Consider the following 23528-nt stretch of genomic DNA (forward strand, 5'->3'; position numbering starts at 1 on the left):
CCTGCCGCCGGTGGTGCGTGGGGCAGCGGGGTCAGAGAGTGGTGCGGGCCAGTGGCAGCGCGGAGACGGCGAAGGCGTCGGGCTGCTGGAAGAACAAGCGGCGCAGGTCGACGCCGGCGGTGACGGCGGCGGTCTCGATCTGTGCGCAGGCGGCGTCCAGGAGGGCATCGGTCTCGGCTGTGACGGTGACCAGACCGGTCAGTGAGACATCGGCATGCCCGGCGATGAGCTGCCGCTCACGCGTCTTGACGTCGGCGTACTCGATGGAGTCCTCTTCGCTGTCGACTTGGCCGCGCCGGGTGCGCTCGCTGGCGTCCGCGATGATCTGTGCCTTCTTGCGCTGGACGTCGCGCAGTGCGGACTCAAGCCGCTGAGGCACGTATATGAGGGAGAGGGTCCGGCGGACGCCGGCTGTGAACATCAGGCGGTGCAAGAACCCGGCGCCCATCTCGGTCCGCGGCCAGTTCTCCACCCAGTACGTGGCGTGGCGGGCGGAGTCGGTGGCGACCCGGTCGTACTCCTCGACCTGGACGACGGGACCGGCTGCTGCGGGGTCTGCTTCGGCCCGGCCGGATTCGGACCACTGCTGCAGGGCGGAGAGGGCTTTGGGGTCGTAGGCGGTGCGGATGACGGCGGCGATCTCCCGGGCGGTGAGCCACCCGGTGACCATCAGGCCGGCGTTCCGGGCGGCCTGGGCGACGCTGGCCGTGGTCTGCTCCATGACGGTGAAGGCGCCGGGCAGCCCGCCGCCGGCCTGCGATATCAGGCGCTTGGCGGCCTTGAGATCGAGGGAGATCGCGATGTACGTCTCGTGCGGGGCTGCGGCGGGGCCAGCGGCAGCGACGAGTTCGGAGTAGACCTGCCCGGCGACCGGGGCCTCGGGGCGGCCGTTGTGGGCCCAGTGCCGGGCGAGGGTGTCACCGGAGTCGGGGACGGTGCGCTCCAGGACCTGCACGGTGGCGACGTGCCCGGTACGGGCGGTTCCGGCAAGGGCCCGGCCCCAGCTGCTCACGTTGTGGTTCTGAGCGGCCGGGTCGAGCAGCACGAAGGCGCGGGAGGAGACGCGGGCGATGGCGGTGAGGGTCTGCTGGTGCGGGTCGTGCACGGCCGCGGCCTGGTTCACGGAGTCACCGGGGGCGACGACCTTGAGGGAGGCGGCGGTGCCGGGCAGGTGCAGGACGCCGTCCTGCCGGGGCCGGGTGACGGGCCGGGCGAGCCACAGAGACTGCCCGGTGCGGCGACGGTGCGCGTAGCGGGCAAAGATCGGAGCCCAGTCGATCAGGGACCGGCCGTTGCGGCGGACCGTGACCAGGGCGGCGACCGCCACCCACAGGGGGGTCAGGGCAATGGCGCCGAGAAGTCCGGTGGAGATGATCGCAACCAGCAAGAGCGTCAGAGCGCAGGACACGAGTACAAGCTGGGGCAGGGTGAGACCGAGAAGGATGCCTCGGCGAGACCGGTGCGGGAATTTCACCGTGACCGGGGCGACAGAGAGGTCAGACAAGGGGCGGGTCCTGGAGGCGCGGAGGGGGCCCGGGGGCGGGGCATAAGGAGCACGCCCCGCCCCCGGGAAGCGGGCAGAGGATCAGAGGCCGGTCGGAGGCGGAGGCCCAGCCGTTGCGCTGGTCGTGGCGTGCTGGGACCCGGAGGACGGCGGTGCGCCCTGCGGCGGCGGGGTCGTGGTAGGCGGGTCGGACTGCCATCCGCGGCTCTGACCGGGCACGGGGTTGGTTTCGGAGCGATCGGGGACCGAGCTGCCCCCCATCTGGCCGCTGGTGTCGTCGGAGACGCTCGTCGGCGGGGGCTGGACGGCCTTCTCCAGAAGACCGGTGCTGGAATCTTCCTTGCCGTTGCCGTTGCCGGTGTTGCCGGTCGGGTTGGCGGCGATGTCGCCGGGGAAGCCGGCGTCGGGGCCTTGAGGGGCGGCTTGCGCACCGGCTGCGGCACCACCGGTTCCGGCGGTGGCTGCTGCCGCTGCCACCTTCCGGCCGGCCTTCTCGGCATGCGCCCTGGCGATCTGTGCTCCGGCGCCGCCGGCGCGGTGGATGGACTCGCCGTCGGTGCCGTCGGCTGCCCAGTGCACGAACTTGAAGACCGCGTACGGGCACAGCAGCACCAGCACCATGACCACGATGCCGGACATGACATCTGCCAGTGCGGCGACACCATCCTTGGCCTCGGTCTTGCCCATGGCGGAGATACCGAGCACGAAGATCACGGTCATCAGCAGCTTGCTGACGACGAGGGTGGCGGTGGCTTCGATCCAGCCCCTGCGCCAGCGCCGTGCGACCTCCCAGCCGCCGCCGGCCGAGGCGAAAATGGCCAGGGTGACCATGACGAGGATTCCGACCTTGCGGACCATCATCACGCACCAGTAGAGAAAGGCGCCGACGGCGGAGCCGAGACCGGCGACGACCGGGACGAGCCAGCCCATGCCGGACAGGGACGCGATCATGTTGACCATCACAATGCGACGTACCGCCGACTCGATGCTCAGATGCGCGGTCTTGAACAGTCCGTCGCTGATGACATCGACGACCTCGATGGCGACCGTGGTCAGGGCGATGCAGCAGAAGGCGAACAGAACGCCGGACATGGTGCCGGTAAATGCCTGGGTGAGGGCCTGACCGTCGCGTTTGATTGCGGCACGGACGAGCTGCGCGCAGAACGTAGCGACCAGCAGGACCAGGCCCAGCGGTAGCAGCATTTCGTAATTGTCGCGGAACCAGCCGGCGTTCAGGTCCACGTTCGTGGTGGTGTTCACCACCTCGGCCGCCAGGTCGGCGGCGGCTGCCGCCAGTTCACCCGCCGACTTCATCATCCAGTTGCCGATGGCCTGGGCGGGGTCCGAGGCGAAAGAGACCGCGTCGCCGACGGCGCATAGCTTGTCGGTCAGGGGGAGATCGCAGAAACCCATGGGAGTTCCTCCTTTCTTGTCTCAGGTGCGGGTCACTGCGTCACGTTAGGAGCGATGGCGGCCAGGGTGCAGTCGTGGTTGGGGCGGCACTGCACGGCGAGGGTCACGGCGCGTTCCTCGGATCCGCCGCCGCCCTTCTTCCAGGCGATCCGCTGCGTGCCGTTGACGGTGACGACGTAGACGTACGCCTTGGTGATCGCGGATGGGTCGTCGGCCAGGGCTGCCTTGAATGCGCTGGGGAAGTGGCCCTCGGTGATGCCGGCGGTGGCGCGCTGGTTCTGGTCAGCCATCCGCGACCAGAGCACCGGGTCAGGGACCTGGCCGGAGACCGAGGCCCAGTCCGCGTACGCGGTCTCGTCGGTCATCCAGGCACGCATGCCGGCGAGTTGCTGGTCACGGCCGGTGTTGCGCGTGTCGTAGGACCACAGCATCTGTGCCGCGGCCTTGGCGTAGGCGACGGGCTCGGAGATCTGCGGGGGTTTGGCCACGGACCCGGTCCCGGCAGCCGGCTTCGGGGCGGTCTCGGAGGTGGACGGGCTGCTTGCTGGGGCCTGGGTGGTGTGGTCCGGGGTCTGGCGAGTGTCCTTGCTGCCGGACAGCCAGGCGACGGTGGCGGCGGTGGCGATCAGGGCGGTGACGACCAGAGTGACCATCGCGATGCGCTTGTTGGCCGACCAGCCAACGCCGTAGGAGGACAGCGAGAGGATGGGGAGTCGTTTCTGCATCAGTGGACCTGCGACCCCAAGCCTGAGAAGAACGCGACGATCCCGTTCGCGGCACCGAGTCCGAGGGCGGCGCCCGCGGCGACGAGGGCGCCCTTCTTGCCGTTGGCCTCTGCCTGGTGGCCGCCGGTGTGGTGGCCCCAGGCCCACACGCCGAGCGAGACGGCGAGGGCACCGACGACGGCGATGATCCCGAACAGGTTGATGCTGTTGACCACGTTCTTCAGCACGCTCAGGCCGGGCAGACCGCCGCCCTGGGGGGAGACGCCCGGGTCGTAGGCGAGCTGGATGACGCGGTCTGTGAGAGGGAGGGACATAGGTGTGGCGGGGCTCCTTGCATGCGCGGGCCAGGCGAGGGCTGGCGGGGAAGAGGAGAGACGAGGGAGAGGCGCGTTCGGGGCGCGGGAGATGGCCGCGGCGGCGGGCCGCTCGGAGCGGTGTCCGGGCGGGGCAACGTCAGAGGACGCGGCGGGCGGCGAGGATGTCCCAGTCCTTGATCGGGGTGATCCGGACCGGTTTTGATGTGCGTGGCGCCTCGATCACGAGGCCCTCGCCCATGTACATGCCGACGTGTTCGGGGCGGGCAGCGGTGCCGCGGCTGAAGATCAGGTCACCGGGCTGGAGCTGGCTGGGCGAGACCGCCTTGCCATCTTTGACCTGCGTGTACGTGGTGCGGGTGAGCGTGATGTCGGCGTGCGCGTACGCCTGTTGCATCAGCGAGCTGCAGTCGCAGCGGCGCATCGGGTCGGGTCCGTGCGAGTCGGTGCAGGATCCGCCCCACTGGTAGAGCGTGCCGAGCTGGTACATCGCCCACTCGATGGCCTTGCGTGCCTTCGGGGCAGCGTTCTTGGGGATCTTGTATCCCTTTGGGATGCTTCCCTCGGGGATGCGGCCGAAGCCGGAGCCGTCCTTGTCCGGAGCGCAGCCGGTGCTATCGGTCTGCTTGCTTTGATCCTCTGTGTCCTTGTCGGCGCCGGGGAAGGTCTTGGCAATGGCCGCCTGGAGTGCGGTGGCCAGGGATTCCCACGTCGCGTACGCATCCGGCCAGCCGGACTTCTGGACGGCCTGCGCGGCCTGGGTGACGGTCATCTGCTGCCAGCCGTTCACCTTGAGCAGTGCCTTGTAGAACTGTTCGCTCGCGTGGACCGGGTCGTGGATCTGCTGGGCGGTGCCCCAGCCCTGTGAAGGACGCTGCTGGAACAGGCCGAGGCTGTCCCGGTCGCCGTAGTTGAGGTTGCGCAACCGGGACTCCTGCATCGCCGTGGCGAGCGCGATGACCTGCCCCTTCCTGGGGACGTCGAGGCTGCGGCCGGTGGCCACGATCGTCTGGGCATTGGGGACCTGCTCGGCGGGCAGGTCCAGGCCCTCGATGTGAGCGTTCTTGCCGGACGCACCGTCGAGGATCTTGGCGACCTGCTGGGCGACGTCGTCGGCGTCGATGTCGGTCAGGCAGTTGTTGACCGACACGCTGTTCTGCACGGCGTTGGCGGAAACGGCCAGCATCATGCCGGTGCCGGCGAGCAGGAGCGGGGAGAGGAAGACGACGCCGATGCCGGCGGCGATCGCCTTCAATCCGTGTGGCCCGATCGCCGGTCACGGCATGTGGGCAGGGGCGGGTAGCGACATGTCATGCAGGTGTCCTTGGGGTGCGTGATCCGGTGTGCCGCGTGTGCATGGCGTGGTGGAAGGGACGCGGCGACCGGGGTGGGCGATCAGGGAATGGCCGACACAGGCGAGTTGCCGCTCGCTGAGCTGGACCCGCAGACGGGCCAGATGTGTCGGGGGCAGGAGAACAACGGCCAGACGTGGTGTGCGCCGGGCGGTTCAAAAACAGTAGGCCCGGATCGGCGGTTGACCAAAAAGTCGACGTGAGGTGCCGGAATCCGGCCCCTCGCCAGGGCACTTCTTGGTCGTCGGCGAATTCGCCCCTACAGTTTTGGAACTCCTCTCGCCTCCCCGCTCTCGGGCCCTGGGCTTCTGTATGCCCAGATCCGGCCCTCGGGGACACGCCTGCGAGACGGATGCACCCTCCGTCCCTCCACCCGAATCGGGGTTCCTCTTTGCCTTTTTCCCTGCACCAGGGCGACGCCCTCAGCGTCCTCACCAGCCTGCCGGACGACTGCGTCGACTCCGTCATCACCGACCCCCCGTACAACTCGGGCGGGCGGACCGCGAAGGAAAGGACCAGCCGCTCGGCAAAGGCGAAGTACACCTCCGCCGATGCCAAGCACGCCTTGCCGGACTTCACCGGCGAGAACATGGACCAGCGGTCGTACGGGTTCTGGCTGACGCAGATCATGACCGAAGCACACCGCCTCACCAAGACGGGCGGAACCGCGCTCCTGTTCACCGACTGGCGGCAGCTGCCCACCACGACGGACGCGATCCAGGCCGCCGGGTGGCTGTGGCGCGGAGTGCTGGCCTGGCACAAGCCACAGGCCAGGCCGCAGAAGGGCCGGTTCACCCAGAACTGCGAATTCATCGTCTGGGCCTCGAAGGGAGCGATCGACGGCTCCCGGAACCCCGTCTACCTGCCCGGCCTCTACAGCGCCTCGCAGCCCTCGGGGGCGAAGCGTCAGCACATCACCCAGAAGCCCGTCGAGGTCATGCGCGAACTGGTCAAGATCGCACCCGAGGCCGGCACAGTCCTCGACTTCTGTGCCGGCTCCGGTTCCACGGGCGTCGCTGCCCTGCTCGAAGGCCGCGACTTCATCGGCGTGGAGAAGACCGAAGACTACGCGTCCATCGCGGCCGAACGGCTCACGGAGACGATCCGCGAAACGCTGACCCAGGACGACGTGGGTCTCACCGCCTGACGCCGCAACGGCATCTCTGCAGCGGCAACCAGCGCCAGTTCCCGGTCAACGGCTGCGCCTCGAAACGCCTCGTCCATGGCCCAATGGGCGGTCTGCCCGATATCGCTTTCACTGTCCCCGTTTCCACGCCCTCCAGGAGACCACTCTCAACATGACTGAACCCGTAGAACCCCCGGCCGACGGGTTGGAGCCGGTCCGTATCCCAGATCTGCAGTTGGAAGGGATTGAGGCCAGCGTCCGGCGGCTGATGGAGCAGTCGGCGCAGCAGTCGCAGCAGCTCGACCATCTCGCCTCCGCGCCGGCCCCCACCGGCCCCTCACCGTTCGCGGCGTTCGGTATGCCGGGGCTCGGCGGTCCGCCCCCGGCTGCCCCGCCAGAACCACGGTCCATCATGGAGCTGGACGGGGAGGAACGCGAGGACGAACTCGACGCCCTGTCCGACTGGGTCGACGACTTTCTGCTGCCCGTTTACGGGTCGGAAGTCACTACGGCGACGCCCTGGTGCCTGCAGTGGCAGGAGCACGACGACGTCGTCGCTTGGCTTCACGCCCTGTGGCTCGCGTACCAGCAGCACAAGGATCCCGAGGCCGGGCTGAGCGGCCTGTTCGTGTGGCACCGGGATTTCCTCACGCACGCGATTGCTGCGATCCGTGCGCCAGGAGGGCCGCTGTCGGCGTGCATGACCGCCCCGGAGCGACCGGCACACCGGATCCTGCCCGGCCCGCCGCCCTCGGCCCGGTCGGGGAAGGGGACGGCGACCGAAGCGGAACAGGACGGGCCCGGCGAGCCTGAGATGCCGACGTCGTGAACGGCGGGCAGCAGCGGCCCGCTTTTGGCCTGAGCTTCGATCCCCGTGCCCTGACCGATCTCCTCCAGGCCCCCAGCGACATCCGGGACCTGACCCTCACCTACCTGCAGGAAGTCGTGAACGCTCGGCGCTTCGGGCTCCGGCTCACCGGTGACCTGGAGGGCTACCGCAAATTGTTCGTGGATTCCCGGCGGGAGTGGCGCGTCGTCTACGGCTTGCGCACGGCGCCGGAATCATCCGCGCACCAGCGGGAGATCCATGTGGTTGCGGTCCGGCCCCGGGCCGGCAACCAGGTCTATGACGAGGTCGGACGCCGTCTTGGGATGTCGCGCCGACCGCTGAGTGCCCGCACCCACGCGGCCCGTACCCGCTCCCCTCAGCTCATCACCCGCGGCCCAGTGCCGAGCCCGGGGCCACCGTCCTCCGCGCTGCCGGGCCAGCCCCGCCCCGCGCAGAACCTTTCGCAACGTCATTCCCGCTGAACTGCCTGGAGCCCCGCCTATGCCCTCTGATCCCGCACCGCCAGTCCGGCGTGCGGTCTCCTCCCTCGACCACCGCATCGAGGCTGTCACCGGTCATGACACCGACACTCTGTGGGCCCATCGAGACTGAGGCATCCTCGATGACCCACTTGCCAGCCTGGCCGACCAGCACCGCGAGCTGGACCGAGCCGAAAGCGGTGTGACCTTCTACCGAGTCCTCCTCCACCGCCTGTCCAGCGGAGAGTTTCCCGTCGATGGCGCCCTCTTCGAGCGCATCGACCGCACCGTGGAACAACTGGAGCAGGCCGCCGACGTACGCGACGGTGCCGCGCAGCGGGTGATCGCCGCACTGGAGCACATCGAAGCCGCCGCAGCAACGGCGCCGGTCGGCGGGAGAGCCCCGCTGTCGACTGCCGACCAGGCGACGCTGCTCGCCATCGTCGGCGGAGCCAAGCTCTACCAGCACCTCCTGACCAACCGGATGTCGGTGACCACCGCTTCCGGAACCCGCATCGCCTACGAGGAGCTGCAGCGCCTGGAAGGCTCCGGTCTGGTCACCCGGGACGCAGACACTCCCGTGCATGCCGGCCAGCCGGTCGCGCTGACCGACGCCGGACGAGCGGCACGGGCCGCCGCCCGTCGGCTCACCACATCCCAAGCGCCGCCGAGGGCAGGCCGGCCCGGGGCGTGGCCGTCCGCCCCCACACAGCGGCGTTGACTTCCCAGCAGAAAGGCCCTTCTTGACCTCCACCACATCGACACCCGCCCAGGGGAACTGCGATGAAGTCGACTTCCAACTCGACGAGTTCGACGCCGACGAGGAGATGAACGTCGCGTTCTACCACCAGATGGCGGTGGACGAGGACTTGCTCGTCCCTTTCGCTGAGCACCACACTGCCGACGGAGCGCACAGCTACTACGTCCTGTTCGACCGCTCAGCCACCTACGGCCACCCCGGCGACGCCCAATACGTGGCCGTCCACCTGCAACGGGATCGGGAGAAGCGGAGCTTCGATTTCGAGCACGCTTCGCTGCCGCTGCCCGCGATGGCACAGTCCTGGCTGATCCACCGAGGCTGTCCTCCCGATGCCATCGGCCTCGACCCCGAGCTGGGCCCTCCGCCGGCGGATGAGGCGACGCGGGCTCTGGGACAGCGCCTCGTGGGTGATGGCGACCACTACGCGATGGGCTACTCCTACACCCAGGACGACCCGGACGACTGGGTCACCGTCGTGGCCCTGCGCTCCCTGCACGAGCGTGCCCCGTCTCCGTACCGCGTCGTGGTCGAGGAGGTCGACACCGACGCGTGGACCCACACCCTGCGCGAGGGCGGCTTCGACACCGTCCAAGAAGCCCTCCAGTGGTGCCACGACAGGCTCAGCGGCACGGCCGGCCCTCTCCCTCCGGTGCGGTCATCCTCGGTGCCGACTCGCCCGCATCTCCCGGCAAATGCGCCTGCTCCACGCCCTCCTGGCCGGTCTCGCTGAACAACACGGCTGAATATCCGGGCGGATTGGGGCGGCAACATAGCCCACGATCGCCGGTTGGCCAAACCGGCGATTGTCCGGACTCTTTATGAGGCCGACGGGAAACGTCCCCCCGGCCGCCTCTCACTCATTCCTCTCTCCTGCACGGAGGTTTCTTCCACATGCGTTCAACCCGAATTGCCTTGTCCGCAGCGATGCTCGGTGCCCTTGCTCTGCCGGTGCTGTCCGCCACCACCGCGAGCGCGGCACCCGTGGCCGCTTCGGCGCTCGCGAGCAGCTGCTCGTCGCTGCCGCCGCTGCCGTACGAGGTGCACACGAAGGCCGTGACCATCAGGTCCAAGGCCACCACGAAGTCCACCGCGCTCGGCGTGCTCTACCGCGGCCACAAGTTCACCGTGCACAAGAAGAGCGGTAACTGGCTCTACATCACGGACAAGACGACCGGTGTCAAGGGCTGGGTTTCCGGCACGTACGTCTACCGCGACATCCGCATGTGTCTGGACTGAAAGACCCGCAGAGGCCCGCGCATTACCTGACTGCTCCGCCGGGACGGCTGCTGATTTGCGCCCCCAGGCGTCACTTTTCCTGAAAAGGAGTTCTCCCTTGTCCGACGACATACCCGACGGCAGCGACGATGTCGTGGGCGTGCTCACCGAGCGGATCGAAGCCCGCTTCGGAATGGGCCTGGCCCAGCTGAAGGCCGCAGTCGCCGCCGCGCCGGACGCGAACCCCGATGCCACCGCTGTCGTCAAGTACCACGGTCTCCTTCTCGACTCTCAGGCTGTGCTTGACCGTGCGGAGGACACCCTTCTTGCCGCGCTGGAAACGCGGCCCAGCGAGGTCGATGACCCGACGATGCACCTCGCCCAGCGGGTCAATGCGGCCGTATCCGCGCGCGACGGCCGGGCGCTGGTTGTGCGGTGGCTCCTGGACCCGGACGCTCCGGGGAAGCAGGGCCTTGCCGCAGATCGCCTCGCCCGTCTCAACCGCGGCTCCAGGAAAGGCCCGGCGGTGCAGACCACCGCTCCGCACCTCCCCGCGACGGCGTCGGTTCCGCGAGCGGGAAGGGCCACCCTGTGAGCGTCAGCCTCAAGCCCAGCAGCGTGGACGGCCGGCTGCAGGAGGTCTTCGGCGCTCCGGTCGCCGAGCTGTACGCGAGTGTGACCGGGCCCGATACTTCTGCCGCATTGGCCCGTGCCCTGGAATTGCGTTCCTTCCTCGCGTTGACCGAGGAGCAGGTCGCCCGCGTCCGGGACCGGGTACACGCCGACATGGCGCCGGACCGGGACATGGGCGAGCTGTCGGCGGACAAGCTCCGGTTCGACTCGCAGTGGCTGGAAGCGGCGCTCGATGCCCGCGATGGCTACCGCGCCGCGCTCGGCGAGCTGCTGCACACCATGCCCCCGCCCAACCAGCAGCCCCGGCCCGTCCGCCTCGCGCAGCCGATAGCCGTCGCGTCCCTGCCACCCTCCGCCGTTCCGGCACCCCCACGTGCCGGGATACCCCGGGCCCGCCGACCGTGAAAGCCCCCGCTTGCCCCTCCTCACCGCCGCCGAGATAGCCGGACGGATCGAGGACCTTTACGGCGCACCGCTCGCCACCCTCGAATCCCACGTTCAGGACCAGCCCCCCGGCATGCTCTCGGCCCTCCTCGGCATGCACCACGAACTCGCCTTCGCGGAGCGGAGCATCGCCGTCCACCGCGACCGCCTCGCCCAGCTCGTCCAACCCGGGCGGCACATCAGTGGACACGAGGTGTCGCACGTACTCGACTGTGCCCGCCGTCTCGCCGATGCGGTCGCCGTCCGCGACACCCAGGCCACGACGGTCACCGCAGTCCTCCAGAGCCTGGGCCGAGTTTCCCCGCCCGAGCCGGCCCCCGCCACCACCACGCCGGCTGTGCCCGCTCCGCCCGGTCGGCCTGCGAGCGCGACACCGGGGCGCTGACCACCCTTCTTCAACCAAGGAGTTCCCTTGACCACCACCGGTCTGTCCCCGGACACCGATGCCGACATCGCCCGGGTCACCGAAGCCCTTGGCATGATCACCCCACGCTGGACCGTACGGATCATCCTGGCGCTGAGCGGACGGCCCCAGCGCTACACGGACCTCGCGGTCAAGCTGCCCTGGCTGCAGAGCGGACAGCTTCACCCCAAGGTCCGGTCGCTGTGCGACTCCGGCCTGGTCGAACGCGTCGAGCACTCACCGCGGCACGTCACCTACGGTCTCACCGGGCGCGGCACGGATCTGCTCCCTGTACTGCCGCTGATCGCCGGGTGGGCCGACCGCTTTCTGGAGAAGCCGGACACGCCCACGTCCGCGATCGAGAACATCGAGGACAGCCTCACCCTGCTCACCCGCCGGCACGCCACAACGATCCTGTGGGTACTCAAATCCCGCCAGGAGACCAGCGCGCGGGCCCTGGCCAGCATCGTCATACCCGACGGCTACTGGACCAGTATCTATCCGCCGCTGCGGCAGCTCGTCGACGACGGCCTGGTGACGACAGCCGGCGCCGGGCAACCCTACCGGCTGTCCGAGGCCGGCGACGGTCTCGGAGGCGTCTTCGGAGCCCTGTCCGCGTGGTCTGCCGGTCGGCCGCTCACCCACACGTCCCAGCATCCGGTCTGGGGACACACCGACCACTCCGTGCGTACCGGCCCGCAGACCCAGGCCGCCCCCCACTCCCGGCGCCCCGCCCCCATGACGACCGCACCGGCACGTTCCGCGCACCATCCGGCCTGGCAGAACCGCGACCTGTTCTCCCACACCGCCCCGTCCCGTCCCAAGGCCGCGCTCACGGCGGGAGGGCCGGGCCGGTGACCACCGCTACATCCCAGGGACAGGTCGCGCGAGCGTGCACGGCACTGGCATCCGCCGACTTGATCCGCCTGATCACGGAGATCGACGACAACGGCCCCGTTCCGCCCCGCGGGCTGGCGCGCATCTTTCCGGATCTCACAAGGCGCCGGATCCGGCACACCATCGAGCAGGTTCAAACCCTCGGTCTGGTTAGCATCCGGTCCGGAGCCGGGCTCGGGCTCACCGACGCCGGCCTGCAGTTGGCCGACCTCTACGACTCCACCGCCCGATGGGCCCGGACCCACAACCACCCCAGTTCCACCTGTACCTTCATCACCCGTGTCCGGGCCACACTTCAGCTCCTCACCCCCGTTCAGCGCCCGGTCGCTGCACCACCAGCAGGCCCTGTGGAGGCTGTTGAGGATCTCGCCCGACTGCGTGAGGCCCTGGACCGCTGGATCGACTCCCACTGGAGCGACGACGAACCGGCCGATGCCCTCCAGGACCTCCCGGAAGCGGCGTGATCCCGCCACGCAGAGCGGTGAGCGCCCTTGGCACGAAGACCGCTGCGATGTGCTTGCCGCCCAGGGCATCACCCTGACCACCCACCCGTCCGGCAGCGCCCTGGACACTCTCGTCCAGCTCATCCAGGAAACAGCCGCGTCCGCGGACGAGGTACAGCACCAACTCCTCGACCAGGCGGAAACAGCCAGCCGAACTCTGGACCGGATCACCAGCGGGCGGGACACCGTCCACCACGCGACCACCGACGGGCTTCTGCAAATCACCGGCGTGTCCATCGACATGCTCATCGCCCGCCGAGGCGAAGGCATCCGCCTGCTGCGCATGCTCACCAACTCTTACGCAGACCAGCGGGCTTCGCTGGAACGGGACTCACCTCAGCAGATGCCAGCCCCGGCACAAGCCCCGCCCCGCGCACATCGCCGCCCCCCGCGCATAGCCCCTTCCTCCCGCCGGCCCAGGCTCCCTCTTCCAGCGGGCCGGCTTTCTCGAAGAAAGCATCGATGACCGACCTGATCACTGGCGGCCCCCGGCACGCCCGCCACACCACAGCACTGCTGCGCGGTATCTACCTGCCACGCAGCATGGACGCCGGCGGCTCCGCCATGACCACGTACGGCATCCCGCTCCTGGTGCTCGCCGCCACCAACTCCGCAGCGCTGACCGGCCTCGCGTTCGCACTGGAGTGGATCCCGCGACTGGCCGCGTTCGCAGTCGCAGGCGCCATGGTCGACCGCTACGGGGCCACCCGGGTGTTCCGTCTCGCCTCGGCAGCGCGGGCCACCGTGGTCCTGGCCGCAGCCCTCGCCCTGGCCCAGCTCAGCGGCGGCGGACCCAGCACCACGATCACCGTCATGCTGCTCGCCGCCGGTACGGGCGTGCTCACGGAGTTCTCCTACATCGCCGCCGAGACAGCGGGCGGCACGGCCAGCCGGGATGCCGGCGACCGCGCGCACCGCGTGCAGTCCGTCCTGCTCGGCATCGACCAGGTCGCCACTCTGGCCGGCCCCGCTCTCGCCGGACTGCTGCTGCAGTGGGCCGGAGCAACCGCGATGCTCATCGTGATCGCCGCCTTCTCACTGCTCGCCTCCGCTCTCACCACTCGCCGACACGACAAGGGACACACTGCCGCTCCCGAGCCCGTCCTCCGGGGGCTGCGCACCGGCTGGTCGACCTTGCGGTCGCTTCCTGCCCTCGGCTGGCTGGTGACGGGGCTGGCCGTGTCGAATCTGGCCACCGGCCTGCTGCAGGCCGCGGCCCCGGTGATCGTGGTGCAGCAAATGGGACGCTCCACCGCCGACGTGGGCCTGATCTGGTCGGCCGCCGCCGTTGCCTCGCTCGGGGCGGTCGCCATGTGCCGTTGGGCCATCGAACGCTTCGGCCTGTGGCCCGTCGGAGCTCTCTGCGCCACGATCGCCGCCTCGGCATGCCTGGCCGTCTCACTCACCCACACGTACCACGCCTACCTCGTGCTGATCGCCGTCCTCATGGCTGCCGAGGGCGGCATGACGGTGGTCCTGCGCACCCTGCGATCCCACCTGGTCCCCGCCCCGGTGTTCGGTAGCACCCTCGCACTGACCGTCCTCCTCCTGCTGGCCCCCTTCCCCGTCGCCGGCGTCCTGGTCGCCGCCGCGCCACCCGCCTTGCTCGGCCACACGATCACTGCCTGCGCCGTTCTGCAGGCCCTCGGTCTGGGCCTCACCTTCACCCGCCTGCGCACCCTCCCCGCCCTGCACACCCGTTCCGCCTGACCTCCCCACGCGATTTCGGCCGCCTGCCTCCCGGAGATCGACTTGACCCCCACGACCCGCCCCGCACCGCCCCAGACCGCCCGGCCCGCGTCCCGGCCGTCAGCCCGCGCAGGGGCCCGACCTACGATCACCGACCGGTTCCACGCATTCGACTCTGCCCACCCCTACGTCTACCGCGCCCTGGAGCAGCTGACCGCGGAACGGCTGGCAGCCGGGGACACCCGCCTCGGTCTCAAGCAGCTGTTCGAGACTCTGCGCTGGCGGCTGCCGAAGGACATGCGCGGCCTGGACAACAACTACACGGCGCTGTATGCCCGCAAGCTGCTCGCCGACCACCCCCAGTGGGCCCCTGCGTTCGAGCTTCGCCGACGCCGCGCCGCCTGAAGCCGGCATGCACCGCTACTGAACCTCTCGTATCCATATTTCCTGGAGTTCTTTTGCCTTCTCGCACTGTTCTTGTCGTTTCCCCGGGGGACGAGGTCTACCGCCGGTACTGCCTGGAGCAGGTGGCCGCAGCATGCAAGGTGGTGATCGTCACCGATTCCCAGCCCACCTGGCAGACCCCGCTCATCGCCGACTGGGAAGTCACCGACCTCACCGCCCCGGACGCGGTTGTCGCCGCCGGCCGTGAACTCGCCGCCCGTCACGATGTGTCCGGCGTGCTCACGTGGGACGAGTACCAGCTCGTGCCGACGGCTCGGCTCGCCGAGCACCTCGGTCTACCCGGCTCCGGCCCGGAGGCGATGCGAGCGTGCCGCGACAAGGGGCGCACCCGTACCGTACTGGCCGAGCACCGGGTCGGATCCGCCACCTCGATTCGCACCAGGTCGCTACTGGAGGCCCTCCTCGCGGCGGAATCGATCGGCTACCCGGTCGTCCTCAAGCCCGCCTCCAACGCGGCCAGTCTCGGTGTCATCCGCGTCGACAACGGCGAGAACCTGGCAGCCGGATACGCCTTCGCCACCGCCAGCGCCGGGGGAGTCGGCAGCGAGTCCGACGACGTGCTCGTCGAGGAATACCTCGACGGTCCCGAGGTATCGGTGGAGTGTGTCACCCACCGCGGCGTCACCGCAGCTGTCGCCGTCACCCGCAAGACGGTCGGCTTCGCCCCGTACTTCGAAGAGATCGCACACTCGGTCGACGCCTACGACCCGCTGCTCGCCGAAGTGGCGCCCGTCGCCACTGCCGCCGTAGCCGCACTCGGTATCACCACCGGCATCCAGCACGTAGAACTGCGCCTGACCGACCGCGGCCCGCGCATCATCGAGGTCAACGCCCGGATCGGAGGCGACCTCATCGGCCGCCTCGTCTCGCTCGCCACCGGCCTCGACCTCGCTCGCATCGCAGCAGACCTGGCCTGCGGCACCGCCCCCAACCTCGCTCCCACCCGGCACCAGGCCGCCGCCATCCGCATCCTGTACCCGGATGCCACAGGCACCCTCACTCACCGCTCGATCGACGCCCGGTTCGCCCACACCGTCGACTGGCTCGAAGAAGTCCGATGGCTCCGCGAACCCGGCGACCGGGCCGTCCTCCCGCCCGACGGCGACCTCGACACCGCCCGCATCGGCCACATCCTCGTCACCGCCCCCACGGCAGAAGACGCACAGGAGCGCCTGCGCCTGGCCACCGGCCATGTGACGGTCACTGTCGACACGCGCATGGCCTCTGGGGCTGACGGCGCCCCGAATGTGTGACGTCCTGTCCAGTCGGCCCGTCCGCGCAAGAAAGTGATGCATCATCCGCAAGGACGCGATCCGGCACTGCACACCCACCCACCGCAGGGTTGACCCGCGGTCACCCTCTTCCGGCCCGGTGCCGAGCGTGAAACCGCCGCAGCACGGCCCCAACCGTCCCCGCTGAACAGGAACCGCCCTGGCACCGACACACCAACTTCCTTACCCCACATTCGATTCAGGATCCCCATGCGTCTTTGTACTCGCTCGGTCGCTGTCCTCGTAGCTGCCGGCATATCCGGAACCTTGGCCTGGTCGCCGGCCCAGGCCGCCCCCTCGCCTTCCACTGTCCTGGGCCCCGGCTACACGATCCCCGACTCCGAGGGAAACGCCGGCACCTCCCACATCGGCGCCTACGGTCCTCCCGGCCCCAGCGTGTGGGGCCCCAATGAGACCTACTGTGGTGACCCGGAGCGGAAGGGGCCCGCCGATGCGGGCCGCTACAGTGCACCGGCCTCCGTCACGTCCTGGACCTCGTCGATGACCGGCAAGCCCGTACCTGCGGCGAACCTCGCGTACGCCTCGTACGTGATCGGCCGGTACGGGCAGACGCGGAACAACGCGCAGGCCGCCGCGGTGGATGCCGCCGTCTACGAATGGCTGGCTGGCGGTGCGTACGGCATCAACGGCCCCCGCGGCCGGGAACGCCTGGCCTACCCGGTGGTCTCACCCACCGCTCGCACCCTCGCGCTGCGCTACATCGACGAGGCACAGCACCTCGCGGGCCCGTACGCGTTGCACATCACTCCGTCGGTGACCCAGACGCACGCGGGGCAGAAGGTCTCTGTCTCGGTGAAGCTCACCTCCACCCTCACCGGCGAGGCCATTCCCGGCGTCGAGGTTTCCCTGGCCGAGTCCGGCTCCGGTACGGCAGAGGGCACAGTCACCACAGACAGGAACGGCTCCGGCAGCTGGTCGTTCACGCCCCGAGGCGCCGGGAAGGCCAAGGTCATGGCCACGGCAACCGGCCTGGCCGGGGCGCAGCTTAAGGTCCTCAGCCCCCAGAACCCGGCCGCGCAGCGCATGCTGCTGGCCGGCGACACGACCACCGCCCAGGACGGGGCCACCGTGGACGTGGAAGCCGCTCCGGGCGGGGTGGAGATCCACAAGAAGGATCCCGAGGGCAGCATCCTGACCGGCGCCAGGTTCCAGCTCCTCGACAGGACCGACAAGATCGTCGCTCAAGGGGAGACTGGTGCCAGGGGAGTGCTCGTCTTCGAAGGTATCGCCCCGGGCACCTACCGGCTGCGCGAGACCTCCACCGGCGACACCGTCCACGAGCTGGTGCCGGACCGGGACATCACCATCGCCGAGGGACGCACCGCCCACGCCAACCCCGTCACGGTCATCGACCCGTTCAAGACGGCCGAGCTGCTGGTCCGCAAGACGGACAAGGACAGCGGCAAGCCCCTGGCCGGAGCGGAAATCAACATCAGGGCCGACACCGTCGACCCGTCCGGCAAGCACCGCCCGGGCAAGCAGGTGCTCTCCCTGACGACAGGAAAGGACGGCACCGCTACGGCCAAGCTGGACGTCGCGCTCAAGGCAGGCACCCGCTACTGGGCCACCGAGGTCAAGGCTCCGGCCGGCTATCAACGCGACGCCGACGCGCTCACGTTCACCGCGAAGCCTGGTACCACCGTCACCGTGACGCTGGCCGACACCGCGACCCCGCCGACCACGCACCCGACGACTCCGCCCACCACTCCGCCGTTCTCGCCTCCCGCCGACACGCCACCTTCCGGCAGCCTCGCCCACACCGGCTCCGAGGCCACGGCGTGGTTGCTTAGCTCTGCCGGCTTGCTTCTCATTGCGGGAGGGGCCACCTACTGGGTTGCGCGTCGTCGGCGCCTGGGCTCGGAACCCGCGTCCGGCTGACGCGCCTGCGCAGCCACTTCGCCCCGCCGCTTCGCGCAGACATCCACAGGAACCTCTCATCGAATCTGACCTCTTCACAGACATTGACGGCGACATCTATGTCTCCCCTCGCTACCTCGCCAGCACCACCGGAACCGGCGACCCCGCCCTCACCCCGCTTCTCGACCTCGGCTGGGACCTCCAGCACGACGACCTCGGCAATGTGTACGTGACAGCCCCCGACCGGCGCGTGCGTCTGGGCTATCTGCCCGAAGGCGAGGACGACGGGCTCTGGCGCCTCAACGCCTACAAGGACCCGTTCGGCCCGCCGACGTGGGGTGTTTGTTTCAACGATCGCGTGCCCACGGAGTTCGTGGCCGCCTTCACCACCGTCCTCGCCACGGCGTACGAGCAGGGGCCGGGCGCCTACCTCGCCCGGCCGGACGCCAGAAGCGACGAGCACGAGCCCTTCCGCGCCATCGTCCCGCTCCTGAAGCAGGGCTGGCAGATCGACCGCCCGCGCCCGGGCGTCTTCACGGTGCAGGCCCCGGACGGGCTCGCCGGCATGGAGATCACCACCGGGGACCTCGATCCGGAATCCGAGCTGACCACGCGCGACGCCCGCTGGCAGCTGTGGGCCGGCAAGTCCATCGACCGGCCCGCCTGGTACGCGACGGCCAGCACCGACACCCCCGTCGCCCTGCTCACAGCCGTCACTCAATGCGTCTCCGACCCGGCACCACTGCCTCGGTGGCGCCAGGACACCCTCAGCTACTTCAAGGACATGGCTCGGCTCACCCCCATCCTCCCGTCCCAACCGTCGGCTCCCACCCCGCTCGACGTGCAACGGGCCGCCACATCCCGCCGCCCGACCGCGCTCCCCGCTTCCAGCGTCCCGCGCTGGAGCACTACCAGCCGCCCTGCCCTGCCCGGCCCCCGCCGATAGCCCCAGCTCGCCCCCGACCGGAGACCCTTCTTGTCCCTGCAAGCCCCCGAGTTCTTTGCCGAGTTGTGCCTCCCCTTCCACGACAGCACCGTCGTGGGCACCACCTACTACGCGTCCCCTGTCTCGGGCTCACCACTACGACTGCGGATCGACTTCACCGGAACCAAGCACGTAGACACGTATGGCGGTTTGTGCCTGGCGGTCGTCCACGCGGACAAGGGCGAGATCGACTCGGTAGCACTCAGCTTCCTGGATCACGGCACCTTCCACCGCCGCGACGAAGCCACCAACACCCGCCCGCACACCAAGCAGTACGGCACCTTCGACAAGTACCACCGCCCCGGCCGGCCTCCATGGGAGGGAGCCGTCACCACCGGGCTGCGCGACGCCATCCAGCGCTACAGCGCCGTCTGGTTCCCCGGAGCCTGGGCCGCGACCGCGCCGAGCCGTGCTGCGAGCCCCACCGCTCACAAGGCCCCTTTGCCGGCTGCCCCGAGCAGCGGTCGCGCCCGCTGAGTCTCCGTCCTTACCTCCGTCTCGCAGGTCTTGCGCGGCCCGTTCAAGCAGGAGCCCCCGCTTTGCCCCTCGACCCTTTCAACGACCTCGACCCCGACCAGACCGTGAACGTTCTCCCCCGCCGCCTTGCCGGCCCCGGCGCGCTGGACCTCCACACGGTGTGGCCCTTCCCTTTCGATGATGGCTGGCACCTCCATCCGGCAGACGCAGGGATGGTGTTCGCCAGCAGTCCCTGCGCGCGGCTGTGGACCCGCTTCGCTCCCGAACCCGAAAAGCGGGGCAAAGGGACGTGGACCATCGGCGCGAGCCGTGTCCCCTTCGGCGAGCTGACCTGGCAGACCGTCTTCGACGCCACTACCCCCGCAGAACTGCTGCGCGACGTCCACGCCGAGCTGCTCGACCTCTACGACCAGGGCCGGCTGTTTGACGGTGCGACGGAGCGATACGAGGGGTACGCGCTGCTGCTCGACCGCGGGTGGAGCCACAACGTCAAGACCAGCGACATCCAGACCTTCCTTGCCCCGGACTTGCTTGGAGGCGTGCACCAGTACGTCAACAGGGCGGCCGACAGGCCGGAGTGGCGGGTGTGGGGCGGGGACATCTGGGAGCCGGACTGGAGTGCGGAACTCTCGTCGGGCACGCCCACCGCGCTCGTCGCGGCCTTCACCGCCTCACTGGTCTCTACCGAGCCGGTGCAACGTGCAGTCAGAGACCTGCCCGTTCATGCTCGACAGCACCTCTATATGGCCACTCCGACAGCCAAGCGGCCCCCCGGCTGCTCACCCGTCGCTTTGCCTTTCTCTGGGCCCGTCCCAGGCCGGGCCCGATGACCTTCCCTCCACCTGATCAAGGAGTTCCACTTCTCGTGCATGCACGCACTGTCCGCGGCGCCGTCCGATCCGCTGCCGCCGTCGCTGCGGTGACGGGCACCCTCGTGTGGGCACCTGCCGCGACTGCCCAGCCGTCCGAGCCGACGCCCTCGGCTTCCGCTGCCCCCGCCGAGACACCGGTTCCGGCGGCGGGCAGCATCACGATCACCAAGAAGGACACGGCAGGGGACATCCTCCCCGGCGCCGCGTTCCTGCTGCTCGACTCCGCTGGCCAGGAAGCCGGACGAGGGAAGACCGATGCGCAAGGGACACTTGTCTTCCCCGACCTGCCCCCCGGTGTCTACCGGCTCAAGGAGACGGCCTCCGGTAGCCCGCTCCACGAGGTCGCCGCGGACCAAGACGTCATCGTCACTCCGGGCGCGACCACGCGGCTGACCATCACCGACGCGTTCAAAGCCGCCAAGGTCCTCCTCCAGGCCAAGGACGACAAGACCGGCAAGCTTCTGACCGGCGCGACCGTGAACATCGGCAGCGGCGACAAGACGCTGCTCACTCTCACCACCGGGGCCAAGGGCACGGCCTCCGGCGAGCTGCCGGTGCCGAGCCGGAAGGCCGAATTCTGGGTCAAGCAGATCAAGGCCCCTAGGGGCTACGACCTCTACAAGACCGTGAAGACGTTCGCCGCCGGCCCCGCGGCCCCGGTCACCGTGACCGTCACCAACGCCAAGACCGCAAGCACTCCGAAGCCTGACCCGTCCGGCAAGCCTGCGGACAAGCCCGCCCCCACCCCCTCTACGCCAGAGGACAAGCCGACTCACGACTCCTCCGGCGGCACGTCTCTCGCTGCTCCCGGCTCGGCCACGCCGAGTGCTGATCCCTCGCTTCCCGCGTCAGCCGAGTCCGACAAAACAACGCCGAAGGCCCCGAAGGGCTCCCTCGCTCACACCGGAGCCGACGCCACACCCTGGCTTCTCGGCGTCGGCGGACTCCTTGTCGCCGCCGGTAGCGGCGCTCTGATCGCTGCCCGCCGCCGCAAGCCAGCCGACCCTGTCCAGGACAGCAACGGCGAAACCAGCTAATCCCACGATCACTTGCCGACCAGCAGGCCCCCGGATCTCCGGGGGCCTCTTGCGTATACCGACGATAGAAACAGGCCGGCACCCCCGCCTCGGCACTATGCGTGAGCTTCTGAGGCGGAGAACCTTTCGCTCGAGAGCATGGCTAGCCTCGCGCTTTCACGAGGTGGGCTGTCCAAGAGTTGATCAGAAACACGGAAAGTGCCCTTGACCTGCAACGATAGGACTTGCTGAGGGTCCTGTTGACTGCAAGGAAAAGAGCACTTTCCAGGTGAGAAAGCCTATCTCGTCGTACCCACGTGTCCGTGTCCAGGGAGACGGTCGGTAGGTGGTCTCGCAGGCCGGTGCGGTCCTGCTGCTGGAGACGGTCCGCAAGACGGGCTTTGACCAGGTGATATCCGCAGCTCTGGCTCCGTGGCGGAAGCCGCGGGCCGTCCACGATCCCGGCAAGGTTCTCGTGGACGTGGCCCTGGCGGTCGCACTGGGCGACAGCGCTGCGGTGTGAGCCGGCTGTCTTCGGCCCGGTCGCCTCCGGCCCGACCGTCTCCCGTCTGATCGACACCCTCGCGGCATCCGGCGAGAAAGCCCTGCAGGCCGTCCGGTCCGCACGCTCCGAAGTCCGGCATCGTGCCCGGTCATTGGCGGGCGATACGGCCCCGGACGCCGACGGCCAGGTCACGGTCGATCTCGACGGCGTCCTCGTGATCGCCCACTCCGACAAAGAGGACGCGGCCGCGACCTGGAAGAAGACCTACGGCCATCACCCCCTGACGGCCTTCGTCGACCACGGACCGGGCGGAATCGGTGAGCCCGTCGCCGCGCTCCTCCGACCGGGAAACGCGGGCTCCAACACCGCCGCCGACCACATCACCACCGCCCAACTCGCCCTGGCCCAACTGCCCAGGCGCTACCGACGAGGACGGCAGACGCTGATCCGCACGGATTCCGCCGGCGGCACCCACGACTTCGTGTCCTGGCTCGCGAAGCGGGGCCGATGGCTGTCCTACTCGGTCGGCATGACGGTCACCGACGCGATCCACGAATACGTGCTGAAGGCCCCCACCTCGGCCTGGACCCCGGCCGTCGAGGCCGACGGTGAGGCCCGGAACGGGGCCTGGGTCGCCGAGCTCACCGGCAAGCTCCTTCACGGCTGGCCCAAGGGCATGCGGCTCATCGTGCGAAAGGAACGGCCCCATCCCGGAGCCCAGCTGAGGATCACGGACGCGGACGGCATGCGGATCACGTGCTTCGCGACCAATACCACCGGCCGACCGATCGCCGAGCTCAAGCTGCGTCACCGGCTCCGGGCACGGGCCGAGGACCGGATCCGGGCTGCTCGGGCCACCGGTCTACGCAACCTGCCCCTGCACGACACCGCCCAGAATCGGGTCTGGATGGAGATCGTCCAGATCGCGTTCGACCTGCTGGCCTGGATGCCCATGCTCGCGCTGACCGGCCGGGCGAGGCTCTGGGAACCACGTCGCTTGCGGTTACGCCTGTTCTCCGCAGCCGGCCAGCTCGTCATCACCGGTCGGCGCAGGATTCTCCGCGTCGCCCGGCATTGGCCTTGGACCGGCGAGATCACAGAAGCCCTTGAACGGCTCGCGCTCCTGCCCAACCCCGGCTGACCAGCAACCCACCGTCCCTGCGACAGCATCACCCACCCCGGGCAGTGGAACCCGGCGCCCACCCGCCACGACAGCCGGGCCACCGGCCTGCCCACCATCAGCTCCGGAAAGCGAAAGGGTCCACCGACGGAGTCGGTGGACCCTCGCGAGAGATCGAGGTTAGTGACACTCGTGCCACAACGGACCGATCTCAGCGATCACATCGGGCGAGAGCCCGGTGATCCGCTGGCTGCGGATGATTGCTGCAAGAGCCCGGCCCCCACCACACTCACCATGATCAACAATCAAGGTTCTGACGCGCTATCACCAACCATGCGCGCGCTCGCTGGCTGCGCATGCGCCGAGGCAGACGGAACTGGTGGCCCGACCCTTGCCGTCACGGAGATTGCAACAGAGCAGCCGTTCGATTGCCACTTTCGATTCGAGATGCTAATCACACGAGCAGGTAAAGCACGCCGGAGCGTCTCCTCATTCGTTACGTCACGCGCGAATTCACTGGGCAAACGCACCGTGCGCCACGGCAGTCACGGAAATGCTCACAGTCTGCCGGTTTCACGGTGTATGCACCCATATTTGATGATGCGAGAAGGGCTTGCGCCCCGTGGCGAGCACTGGCGCCCCGTGGCGACGAG

The 23528-nt window shown here is 69.2% G+C and carries 24 protein-coding genes and 1 pseudogene; 20 read left to right on the plus strand and 5 right to left on the minus strand.

The window, feature by feature from the left end; translation table 11 throughout:
* Positions 1 to 31 precede the first annotated feature (31 nt).
* The 5 genes from GA0115234_RS02855 to GA0115234_RS02875 form a co-directional block, all read right to left on the minus strand.
* Positions 32 to 1504 carry an SCO6880 family protein gene (locus GA0115234_RS02855; protein WP_161275551.1) on the minus strand — a complete coding sequence of 491 codons (1473 nt, stop codon included), beginning with the start codon at positions 1502 to 1504 and terminating at the stop codon, positions 32 to 34.
* A gap of 81 nt (positions 1505 to 1585) precedes the next feature.
* Positions 1586 to 2917 (minus strand): SCO6881 family protein, encoded by a 1332-nt coding sequence (locus tag GA0115234_RS02860; RefSeq protein WP_093539215.1) that lies wholly within the window; start codon positions 2915 to 2917, stop codon positions 1586 to 1588.
* A 32-nt stretch (positions 2918 to 2949) separates the two neighbouring features.
* A complete protein-coding gene (locus GA0115234_RS02865) occupies positions 2950 to 3642 on the minus strand; it encodes a hypothetical protein (protein ID WP_093539216.1) in 693 nt (230 codons plus the stop codon).
* On the minus strand, positions 3642 to 3956 hold the full coding sequence (locus tag GA0115234_RS02870) for a DUF6112 family protein (RefSeq protein WP_093539217.1): 315 nt from the start codon (positions 3954 to 3956) through the stop codon (positions 3642 to 3644). The genes GA0115234_RS02865 and GA0115234_RS02870 overlap by 1 nt, the downstream gene beginning before the upstream one ends.
* A gap of 139 nt (positions 3957 to 4095) precedes the next feature.
* A complete protein-coding gene (locus GA0115234_RS02875) occupies positions 4096 to 5211 on the minus strand; it encodes a C40 family peptidase (protein ID WP_093539218.1) in 1116 nt (371 codons plus the stop codon).
* Between the two features lie 488 nt (positions 5212 to 5699).
* On the opposite strand from GA0115234_RS02875, the gene GA0115234_RS02880 reads away from it, so the two are divergent.
* The 20 genes and pseudogenes from GA0115234_RS02880 (at position 5700) to GA0115234_RS02980 (ending at position 22896) form a co-directional block, all read left to right on the plus strand.
* Positions 5700 to 6455: a DNA-methyltransferase gene (locus GA0115234_RS02880; protein ID WP_093539219.1), complete on the plus strand. Its 756-nt coding sequence runs from the start codon at positions 5700 to 5702 to the stop codon at positions 6453 to 6455.
* 247 nt (positions 6456 to 6702) lie between these two features.
* On the plus strand, positions 6703 to 7263 hold the full coding sequence (locus GA0115234_RS02885; RefSeq protein WP_161275557.1) for a DUF4913 domain-containing protein: 561 nt from the start codon (positions 6703 to 6705) through the stop codon (positions 7261 to 7263).
* On the plus strand, positions 7260 to 7745 hold the full coding sequence (locus GA0115234_RS02890; RefSeq protein ID WP_093539221.1) for a hypothetical protein: 486 nt from the start codon (positions 7260 to 7262) through the stop codon (positions 7743 to 7745). Before GA0115234_RS02885 ends, GA0115234_RS02890 begins: the two co-directional genes overlap by 4 nt.
* Positions 7746 to 7944: 199 nt before the next feature.
* A complete protein-coding gene (locus GA0115234_RS02895) occupies positions 7945 to 8463 on the plus strand; it encodes a hypothetical protein (protein ID WP_343335927.1) in 519 nt (172 codons plus the stop codon).
* Between the two features lie 106 nt (positions 8464 to 8569).
* Positions 8570 to 9232: a hypothetical protein gene (locus GA0115234_RS02900; RefSeq protein ID WP_237541047.1), complete on the plus strand. Its 663-nt coding sequence runs from the start codon at positions 8570 to 8572 to the stop codon at positions 9230 to 9232.
* A gap of 194 nt (positions 9233 to 9426) precedes the next feature.
* The gene (locus GA0115234_RS02905; RefSeq protein ID WP_093539223.1) at positions 9427 to 9738 is read left to right on the plus strand and encodes an SH3 domain-containing protein; all 312 of its coding nucleotides are present in this window, start codon (positions 9427 to 9429) and stop codon (positions 9736 to 9738) included.
* Between the two features lie 97 nt (positions 9739 to 9835).
* Entirely contained in the window at positions 9836 to 10312 is a 477-nt protein-coding gene (locus GA0115234_RS02910) for a hypothetical protein (RefSeq protein WP_093539224.1), read from the plus strand.
* Positions 10309 to 10755, plus strand: a complete 447-nt coding sequence (locus GA0115234_RS02915) for a hypothetical protein (RefSeq protein WP_093539225.1) — start codon at positions 10309 to 10311, stop codon at positions 10753 to 10755. The genes GA0115234_RS02910 and GA0115234_RS02915 overlap by 4 nt, the downstream gene beginning before the upstream one ends.
* A 10-nt stretch (positions 10756 to 10765) precedes the next feature.
* Entirely contained in the window at positions 10766 to 11179 is a 414-nt protein-coding gene (locus GA0115234_RS02920; RefSeq protein ID WP_093539226.1) for a hypothetical protein, read from the plus strand.
* 27 nt (positions 11180 to 11206) lie between these two features.
* On the plus strand, positions 11207 to 12055 hold the full coding sequence (locus GA0115234_RS02925; protein WP_093539227.1) for a winged helix-turn-helix transcriptional regulator: 849 nt from the start codon (positions 11207 to 11209) through the stop codon (positions 12053 to 12055).
* Positions 12052 to 12558 carry a hypothetical protein gene (locus GA0115234_RS02930; RefSeq protein ID WP_093539228.1) on the plus strand — a complete coding sequence of 169 codons (507 nt, stop codon included), beginning with the start codon at positions 12052 to 12054 and terminating at the stop codon, positions 12556 to 12558. The genes GA0115234_RS02925 and GA0115234_RS02930 overlap by 4 nt, the downstream gene beginning before the upstream one ends.
* Before the next feature lie 501 nt (positions 12559 to 13059).
* A complete protein-coding gene (locus GA0115234_RS02940; RefSeq protein WP_093539230.1) occupies positions 13060 to 14307 on the plus strand; it encodes an MFS transporter in 1248 nt (415 codons plus the stop codon).
* A 42-nt stretch (positions 14308 to 14349) separates the two neighbouring features.
* Complete coding sequence (locus GA0115234_RS02945; RefSeq protein ID WP_093539231.1) at positions 14350 to 14691, plus strand: hypothetical protein; 342 nt, start codon at positions 14350 to 14352, stop codon at positions 14689 to 14691.
* Between the two features lie 53 nt (positions 14692 to 14744).
* A complete protein-coding gene (locus GA0115234_RS02950; RefSeq protein WP_093539232.1) occupies positions 14745 to 16004 on the plus strand; it encodes an ATP-grasp domain-containing protein in 1260 nt (419 codons plus the stop codon).
* 519 nt (positions 16005 to 16523) lie between these two features.
* Positions 16524 to 17921, plus strand: a complete 1398-nt coding sequence (locus GA0115234_RS02955) for an MSCRAMM family protein (RefSeq protein ID WP_237541031.1) — start codon at positions 16524 to 16526, stop codon at positions 17919 to 17921.
* A 58-nt stretch (positions 17922 to 17979) separates the two neighbouring features.
* Entirely contained in the window at positions 17980 to 18846 is an 867-nt protein-coding gene (locus GA0115234_RS02960) for a DUF317 domain-containing protein (RefSeq protein ID WP_093539274.1), read from the plus strand.
* A gap of 30 nt (positions 18847 to 18876) precedes the next feature.
* Positions 18877 to 19362, plus strand: a complete 486-nt coding sequence (locus GA0115234_RS02965; RefSeq protein ID WP_093539234.1) for a hypothetical protein — start codon at positions 18877 to 18879, stop codon at positions 19360 to 19362.
* A 62-nt stretch (positions 19363 to 19424) separates the two neighbouring features.
* A complete protein-coding gene (locus GA0115234_RS02970; protein WP_093539235.1) occupies positions 19425 to 20192 on the plus strand; it encodes a DUF317 domain-containing protein in 768 nt (255 codons plus the stop codon).
* 35 nt (positions 20193 to 20227) lie between these two features.
* Positions 20228 to 21271, plus strand: a complete 1044-nt coding sequence (locus GA0115234_RS02975; RefSeq protein ID WP_256088574.1) for a SpaA isopeptide-forming pilin-related protein — start codon at positions 20228 to 20230, stop codon at positions 21269 to 21271.
* A gap of 325 nt (positions 21272 to 21596) precedes the next feature.
* Positions 21597 to 22896, plus strand: a pseudogene (locus GA0115234_RS02980) (IS1380 family transposase).
* The last annotated feature ends 632 nt before the right edge of the window (positions 22897 to 23528 follow it).

This window comes from Streptomyces sp. DvalAA-43 (assembly GCF_900091725.1).
Taxonomy (GTDB): Bacteria; Actinomycetota; Actinomycetes; order Streptomycetales; family Streptomycetaceae; genus Streptomyces; species Streptomyces pulveraceus.